This window comes from Pseudomonas sp. CFBP13508, from assembly GCF_005233515.1.
Lineage (GTDB): Bacteria > Pseudomonadota > Gammaproteobacteria > Pseudomonadales > Pseudomonadaceae > Aquipseudomonas > Aquipseudomonas mercuritolerans.
Genome location: NZ_QFZZ01000026.1, coordinates 1 through 625, shown reverse-complemented (window position 1 = coordinate 625; position 625 = coordinate 1). Strand labels below are relative to the sequence as shown.

Sequence of the window (625 nt, the reverse complement as noted above, 5' to 3'; positions counted from 1 at the left end):
ACCACCAATCTGTCGCTCAGCGCCAGCAACTCGGTGGCTGAAGGTGGCCAGATCACCTACACCGCGACCTTGACCAACGCCGCTGGCTCGCCTGTGACGGTGACCTTGTCGAACGGCGCTGTGATCACCATCAAGGCTGGCGAAACCACCGGCACCGCAATCGTTGCGGCACCATCTGACGACGTCTACAAAGACGCCGGCTCCGTCCAGGCAACGATCACCAGCGCCACCGGCGGCAATTTCGAGAACCTCGTTCCGAGCACTGCTCCGGCCGTGACGTCTGTCACCGACACCATCGACACCTCGACCGTCAAACTGACCGCTGACACTTCGGTAGCCGAAGGCGGCACCGTGACTTACACCGCCACCGTTGGTGCGCCAGTTACTGGCTCGCCTGTGGTCGTGACCTTGGCCAATGGTCAGAACATCACTATCGGCGTCGGTCAGACTACTGGCACCGCAACCGCTGTTGCTGCGAACGATGCGTTGGCCGGTAATGCGCCGATCACCAACTCGATCACTGGCGTAACCGGTGGCAACTTCGAAGATCTGGTGGCCGACAAAACTCCAGTTTCGACTTCTGTCACCGACGTTACCGACACGACAAATCTGTCGCTCAGCGCCA

General features: G+C 60.5%; 1 protein-coding gene. It reads left to right on the top strand.

Going from position 1 to position 625, the window contains the following annotated elements; all coding sequences use genetic code 11:
• On the top strand, window positions 1-625 hold a 625-nt coding region (locus PspCFBP13508_RS27325; protein ID WP_178084513.1), incomplete at both ends, for an immunoglobulin-like domain-containing protein.